Below are 7,187 nucleotides of genomic sequence, written 5' to 3'. Positions count from 1 at the left end.
AGAGCCAGAGCCAGAGCCAGAGCCAGAGCCAGAGCCAGAGCCAGAGCCAGAGCCACAATTAACGACTAGTCATTATTCAAGCTACGCCGAAATACGCGCTGCAGAATTTGAAGTGCCGAATCTTGAGGATGTTCAGAAACTTCTGAGTCGTTTAGAAGCGACTAATGTTGTCGATGAGCTGAATCTAGATGAGTTGATGGATCGGAACACACAGCAAATTGCTCAGCAGGCAGACATGCAAATGTTTGACGCTGCAGTAGAGTCTGTTCAAGTGTCTGTAGATCCTGAAATTCAAGATTGGGATCTTCCAGAACCTGATTTATCAATTGCTGTAGATCCACCTGTTGAATCGCAGCAAATTGAAGAGTTACAAGCTGAATCGCTGGAGACAGAGCAAGTAGAAGTTAAGGCTACTGAACCCGATCTTGAATCTCCTCAAATTGAGCCATTTACCGAACTTGAAACTCAAGCTGGTGGAGCCGGTCAGTTTACATCATGGGAAACGACGGCTAGAACTGAAGATTTTCAAGTGCTGTATTTTGATGTGAACGGTGTGACGTTTGCTGTGCCACTTGATGAGCTCGGGGGTATTCATCGCCTTGAAGAGTTAAGTCATATTATTGGTAAGCCAGCTTGGTATTTGGGGTTGCAAACTAATCGAGATAGTAAGCTAGACGTGGTTGATACCGCCAAATGGGTGATGCCTGAAAAGCTATTATGTGATGATTATAAAGAAAATTATCAATATATAGTCATGCTTGGCGAAAGCTTGTGGGGGCTTGCGAGCACAGAGCTTAAAGGTACCGAGCTGCTTAATACAGATAAAGTACGCTGGCGAGAAACGGCAGGGAAACGGCCATGGCTCGCTGGTATGGTAAAAGAAAAAATGTGTGCTTTGATCCATGTTGAAGCATTAACCGCCATGCTAAATGCAGGGCTAGACGTAAAAGCATTGGGCTAGTACTACGATTGGTACAATATAAGCATCAAGTTAACAACAGTGGTCGGTAACGACGGCAAGAGGATTATCTATGTCTCATATGAGTGAAGTTGAAGTAAGAAAAGATCAAACAAATGATGAAGTACTTCAATGGGTGACATTTCAACTAGAAGAAGAAACTTACGGCATCAATGTAATGCAAGTACGTGAAGTATTGCGTTACAGCGAGATTGCTCCAGTACCGGGTGCTCCAGACTACGTTTTAGGTATTATCAACCTGCGTGGTAACGTTGTTACTGTTATTGACACTCGTTCTCGTTTTGGTTTGATGCAAGGTGAAATCACAGATAACACACGCATTATCGTTATTGAGTCTGAGCGTCAAGTTATTGGCATTTTAGTAGATAGTGTTGCTGAAGTTGTTTACCTGCGTTCTTCTGAGATCGACACGACACCAAGTGTTGGTACTGATGAAAGTGCTAAGTTCATCCAAGGTGTTAGTAACCGTGATGGCAAGCTTCTTATCTTAGTTGATCTGAACAAGCTGTTAAGTGAAGACGAATGGGATGAGATGGCTCACCTGTAATGTTTGAAGCGCTTCCTTTAAACCCTATTGCTCTGATAGTCGGAGTTGGGGTTTTTACGTTATTCATCGTGATTTTGATTAGCAAAGTAAAAAGTGCAATTCAAAAGCAGATCGATACGTCACGCCTGCAAGTTCGTAACTTGGACAAAGAGCTTCAAAAATCGAGTAAGCAATTACTTGAAGTTCGCTCTGTTGTGGTAGGCCTTGGTCAGAAAGTGACGGAACAGCAAGATCTGATAAAACACTTGAATGAACGTATTGTTGAGTTGGAACATGCGGACACCGATGGGCGTTTGTATACACGTGCAACTAAAATGGTTCAGCTTGGTGCTGGGATAAACGAACTGATCGAAGAGTGTGAATTACCTAAGGCAGAAGCTGAGCTGATGATGTCTCTGCAGAATAAGCTCGCAGGTAAGGAAAAAATCCCTTCGTTAAGAAGTAACCCTTCATCGTATGATGAACAACCTGCATCCTCTCGTGATCGTAGAGACCCGACTCGACGTCGTTAAATTTAGCGCTTACTGCGTAATGAGCAATTGATGTTCATCACGTACACCTCTTAAAAGAAGCTTCGGCTTCTTTTTTTGTGCCTGTTATACCTATATAGAACGATGTTTATAAGTATTTGTATCTAATGCAATATATTGTTTGTTGATGAAAATGTGTAAATTGTGATGCGGTGGTAACAGTTTCTTACGGAGTTTGTCCTTTCGAAAACGCCTAGTCCTGTTTTGTCACCTTATTGGTGTGCTACTATAGCCCTCTCATTACTCGACTAAATTTACCTATGCTAGAAGTCTCAAATTTAACTGCTATTCGTGACGACAGGGTTCTGTTTGAATCGTTGTCTTTTCAATTGAAACCCGGTGAGCTGGTTCAAGTTGAAGGTCGTAACGGTACTGGGAAAACGACACTCCTTAGGATTATCACCGGGCTAGGCGACCGCGATGACGGCACTATCTCTTGGGATGGTGAGTCCATTGAAACGAGTCGAGATGTGTATCACCAAAATTTGCTTTTTCTTGGTCACCAAACTGGCGTAAAACGCGAGCTTAGTGCCTATGAAAACCTGAGCTTCTATCAATCGATTCACAGCAGTGGAACGAGTAAGGAAGAACTTTACAATGCATTGGCTCAAGTCGGCCTTGCTGGACGAGAAGATGTGCCTGCAGGTCAACTTTCGGCGGGGCAACAGCGCCGAGTCGCATTGGCTCGTCTGTGGTTAAGTAAGCAAATGTTATGGATTCTAGACGAACCGCTGACTGCAATAGACAAGCAGGGTGTTAAGGTTTTGGAGTCTCTTTTTTCTCAGCATGCAGATAACGGTGGCATTGTGTTATTAACCACACACCAAGATATGTTTGCTGATAGCCCGAAACTAAGAAAAATAAAGTTGGGTGAGTAATATGATCTCTTCAATGACAACGATCATCCGACGTGAGCTATTGATCGCATTTCGTCGCCAAGCCGATATCTTTAACCCTCTGTGGTTTTTTATTATTGTCATCACCCTTTTCCCATTGAGTATCGGCCCCGAGCCAAACCTACTTGCACGTATTGCTGCAGGTATTGTTTGGGTAGCGGCTTTGCTTTCCGCATTGCTCTCTTTAGAGCGTTTGTTTCGTGATGATTTTCAAGATGGCGCGCTTGAGCAGATGATGTTGATGCCCATCCCGTTGCAGTTGGTAGTCTTGTCCAAGGTCATAGCGCACTGGTTATTGACAGGGTTACCATTAATATTGATCAGTCCGTTGTTGGCGGTACTGCTGTCCTTGGATTTCGATACTTGGTTATCGGTAGTCTTAACGTTATCGGTCGGTACGCCTGCATTAAGCTTTATTGGTGCGATTGGTGTGGCTTTAACGGTTGGGTTACAAAAAGGTGGTGTGCTGTTAAGTCTGCTTATTTTGCCGTTGTATATCCCAATTCTTATATTTGCTACATCAGCGATTGATGCCGCAGCGTTAGGCGTTGCGTATAACGGACAATTAGCGGTGTTAGGGGCAATGTTAATGGGCGCGATGACGCTCACCCCATTTGCCATCAGTGCAGCACTGAGAGTGAGTGTTAACTAGTTAATTACCTGGTTAAGATTAACTACGCACTCACTAGCACTTTGCATGTTCAAAGTGAACGATTTAAAGCCTTCAAACTCCTAGAGTCACTGAAAGAAGCTGTAAGCCAAATAAATTATAATAATTATAGCTGTGATAGCTGTAAGCAATATGAAGTAAGAGTGAGATTACAACATGTGGAAATGGCTCCATCCCTACGCCAAAGCAGAAACCTCTTATCAGCTTGCTGGTAAACTTCTGCCATGGTTTTCGATCCTAGCGCTATTGTGTCTATCCGCCGGTACTGTATGGGGGCTTGCATTTGCCCCTTCTGATTACCAGCAAGGCGATAGCTTCCGAATTATCTATATCCATGTTCCGTCTGCAATTTGGTCTATGGGTGTATACATGTCGATGGCAATTGCCGCCTTTATCGGTTTGGTATGGCAGGTAAGGCTGTCAGACATGGCTGCGTTGGCTATGGCGCCTATCGGTGCTGTATTTACCTTTATTGCGTTACTAACTGGCGCTGTTTGGGGTAAACCAATGTGGGGTGCTTGGTGGGTTTGGGATGCACGTTTAACCTCAGAGCTGATTCTTCTATTCCTATATTTAGGTGTTATTGCACTGCACCATGCGTTTGACGACCAAAAAACCGCAGCAAAAGCAGCCGGTATTTTGGCCATCGTTGGTGTCATCAACCTACCTATCATTCACTTTTCAGTAGAGTGGTGGAACACACTCCACCAAGGCGCAACAATTACTAAGTTTGATAAGCCTTCTATTTCAAGTGACATGCTATGGCCGCTTCTTCTTAACATCTTCGGTTTTGCCTTTTTCTTTGGTGCTGTGACTATGGTTCGTTTTAGAAACGAAATCATCAGTAAAGAGAGTCACCGTCCATGGGTTCGCAAGCTAGCGGCTAATAAAGCGTAGTAGGGTAGGTAATTATGTATTTTGAATCTCTGAGTGATTTCTTTGCCATGGGTGGCTACGCCTCATATGTATGGAGTGCATTTGGAATCACATTCCTCGCGATGATCATTTTACTGGTCGTAAGCGTTCGTCGTGGTAAGCAATTATTAAATGAAGTACAAGCTAAGATTGACCGTCAAGCTCGTATTGATGCAGCAAAAAATATGGAGAACACTCTATGAACCCAAGACGCAAAAAGAGGCTAGGCATTATCTTAGCGATCTTTTTTGGTATCAGTGCAACTGTTGGATTGATGGTTTATGCACTTAACCAGAACATGGATCTGTTCTATACACCAACCGAGCTCGTCAACGGCAAAGATGGTAAAAAACCTGAAGTGGGTCAACGCTTACGTATTGGTGGCATGGTTGTAGTCGGCTCTGTAAGCCGTGACAATGAATCATTGCGTGTTAGCTTCGATTTGGCTGATGTAGGCCCTAAAGTGACGATTCTATATGATGGCATCCTTCCTGATCTTTTCCGTGAAGGCCAAGGTATTGTTGCTCAAGGTGTCCTTAAGGATGCAACGACAATTGAAGCGTTTGAGGTGTTGGCAAAGCACGATGAAGAATATATGCCTTCTGAAGTTGCTGAAGCAATGAAGAAAACTCATGAGCCTTTGCAATACACGACTGAACAAAAAGAAGGAAATGCTCAATGATAGCCGAGATCGGCCATTTTGCGATGATCCTGTCTTTGGGACTTGCACTGCTGCTAAGCGTGCTCCCACTGTATGGAGCCGCTCGAAATAACACATTATTGATGAACAGTGCACGACCGCTGTCGTGGGGTATGTTCGGATTCCTAGCGATTTCGTTCTTTATCTTGTGTTACGCGTTCTACACAAATGATTTTACGATTCAATACGTAGCAAGTAACTCGAATAGCCAACTACCTTGGTACTACCGAATTACCGCGGTTTGGGGGGCTCATGAAGGCTCACTACTGCTTTGGGTTCTAATCCAAGCGGGTTGGACGGTAGCAGTTGCAACGTTTAGTCGTGGTATGCCTCAAGAGTCTGTGGCTCGCGTACTGGCGATTATGGGTTTGATTACTGTCGGCTTCTTGCTGTTCATTATCGTAACGTCTAACCCGTTCCTACGTACACTGCCTTTCTTCCCCGTTGATGGCCGTGACTTGAACCCACTACTGCAAGATCCGGGTTTGATTATTCACCCGCCAATGCTTTACATGGGTTATGTCGGTTTCTCGGTAGCTTTCTCTTTTGCAATCGCTTCCCTAATGAGCGGTCGTTTAGATACGGCATGGGCTCGTTGGTCTCGTCCTTGGACAATCGCTGCTTGGTTATTCCTAACAGTAGGTATCGCTCTAGGTTCATGGTGGGCTTACTACGAACTTGGCTGGGGGGGCTGGTGGTTCTGGGATCCAGTAGAGAACGCTTCATTCATGCCTTGGTTAGCTGGTACTGCACTGATGCACTCACTAGCGGTAACCGAAAAGCGTGGCACGTTTAAAGCTTGGACAGTATTGCTGGCTATCTCTGCATTCTCACTAAGCTTACTAGGTACATTCTTAGTTCGTTCGGGCATCTTGGTATCGGTTCACGCATTCGCGTCGGATCCTGCTCGTGGTATGTTTATTCTAGGTTTCTTAGTGTTCGTTATCGGTGGTTCACTGTTGTTGTTTGCTGTTAAAGGCGCATCGGTTCGTGTACGTGGTAACTTCGATTTGGTTTCTCGTGAAAACGCGCTTCTCGGCAACAACATCCTATTGATTGCTGCACTTGTGGTTGTGTTAGTCGGTACCTTGCTGCCATTAGTTCATAAACAGTTAGGCTTGGGCTCGGTATCTATCGGTGCACCATTCTTTGATATGTTGTTCTTCTGGTTAATGATCCCGTTCTCGTTCCTATTGGGTATCGGTCCACTGATCCGTTGGAAACGTGACAACCTATCTAAGCTCGTTAAACCTATGCTGATCTCAGGTGTATTCTCACTGGGCTTAAGTGCGCTAATGGTTACGATTTTGGCTGACCGTTTCAGCGGTACCGCTTTTGCCGGTTGGGTAATGGCATTCTGGATTATCTTCATGCATGGCTTTGAGCTTCATGAACGTGCGACACACCGTCATACATTCCTGAAAGGCCTGACTAAGCTACCTCGTAGCCACTGGGCGATGATGTGTGGTCACATTGGTTTGGCCGTGACAGTGATTGGTATTGCGATGGTGCAAAACTACAGCATCGAACGTGACGTACGCTTAGCACCAGGTGAAAGCTACCAACTTGAAGAGTACAGCTTCCTGTTTACAGGAGTTCGTGACAAAGATGGCCCTAACTACGATGGTTACATTGCTGACTTTGAAATTACCAAAGAAGGCAAATACATCAACACGCTTCACGCTGAAAAACGTTTCTACACAACCGCTAAGTCGATGATGACAGAAGCGGCGATTGATCGTGGCGTAACGCGCGACCTTTACATCGCAATGGGTGAGCGTTTAGACGACAATAAATCTTGGGCTGTGCGTATCTACTACAAACCATTTGTACGTTGGATCTGGGCTGGTTCTCTGATTATGTCGATTGGTGGTGTTATTGCTATCAGTGACCGTCGTTACCGCTTCCGTAAGCCAACGAAAAAGTCTACTAAAGAGCAGGAGGCTTAAT

Annotated in this window: 9 protein-coding genes; all 9 read left to right on the top strand. The window is 44.7% G+C overall.

The genetic code is table 11. From position 1 onward, the window contains the following. The coding region (locus ACED42_RS14960) for a chemotaxis protein CheW (RefSeq protein ID WP_371703119.1) at positions 1-961 on the top strand (961 nt) is incomplete at its 5' end. Between the two features lie 70 nt (positions 962-1,031). Beyond that, a complete protein-coding gene (locus tag ACED42_RS14955; RefSeq protein ID WP_009848530.1) occupies positions 1,032-1,526 on the top strand; it encodes a chemotaxis protein CheW in 495 nt (164 codons plus the stop codon). Beyond that, positions 1,526-2,038 (top strand): DUF2802 domain-containing protein, encoded by a 513-nt coding sequence (locus tag ACED42_RS14950; RefSeq protein ID WP_009848529.1) that lies wholly within the window; start codon positions 1,526-1,528, stop codon positions 2,036-2,038. Before ACED42_RS14955 ends, ACED42_RS14950 begins: the two co-directional genes overlap by 1 nt. Before the next feature lie 278 nt (positions 2,039-2,316). Then, the gene (ccmA, locus tag ACED42_RS14945) at positions 2,317-2,934 is read left to right on the top strand and encodes a cytochrome c biogenesis heme-transporting ATPase CcmA (protein WP_371703117.1); all 618 of its coding nucleotides are present in this window, start codon (positions 2,317-2,319) and stop codon (positions 2,932-2,934) included. Position 2,935: 1 nt separating this feature from the next. Beyond that, complete coding sequence (gene ccmB / locus ACED42_RS14940; protein ID WP_009848527.1) at positions 2,936-3,604, top strand: heme exporter protein CcmB; 669 nt, start codon at positions 2,936-2,938, stop codon at positions 3,602-3,604. A gap of 174 nt (positions 3,605-3,778) precedes the next feature. After that, positions 3,779-4,519: a heme ABC transporter permease gene (locus ACED42_RS14935; protein WP_009848526.1), complete on the top strand. Its 741-nt coding sequence runs from the start codon at positions 3,779-3,781 to the stop codon at positions 4,517-4,519. A gap of 14 nt (positions 4,520-4,533) precedes the next feature. Continuing rightward, positions 4,534-4,740, top strand: a complete 207-nt coding sequence (ccmD, locus tag ACED42_RS14930; RefSeq protein ID WP_009848525.1) for a heme exporter protein CcmD — start codon at positions 4,534-4,536, stop codon at positions 4,738-4,740. Beyond that, the gene (gene ccmE / locus ACED42_RS14925; RefSeq protein WP_009848524.1) at positions 4,737-5,219 is read left to right on the top strand and encodes a cytochrome c maturation protein CcmE; all 483 of its coding nucleotides are present in this window, start codon (positions 4,737-4,739) and stop codon (positions 5,217-5,219) included. Before ccmD ends, ccmE begins: the two co-directional genes overlap by 4 nt. After that, positions 5,216-7,186 carry a heme lyase CcmF/NrfE family subunit gene (locus tag ACED42_RS14920; protein WP_009848523.1) on the top strand — a complete coding sequence of 657 codons (1,971 nt, stop codon included), beginning with the start codon at positions 5,216-5,218 and terminating at the stop codon, positions 7,184-7,186. Before ccmE ends, ACED42_RS14920 begins: the two co-directional genes overlap by 4 nt. The last annotated feature ends 1 nt before the right edge of the window (position 7,187 follow it).

Origin of the sequence: Vibrio sp. FF145 (assembly GCF_041439075.1) — a bacterium.
Classification (GTDB): Bacteria; Pseudomonadota; Gammaproteobacteria; order Enterobacterales; family Vibrionaceae; genus Vibrio; species Vibrio tasmaniensis_A.
This window is presented reverse-complemented; position numbering and strand designations above follow the sequence as displayed.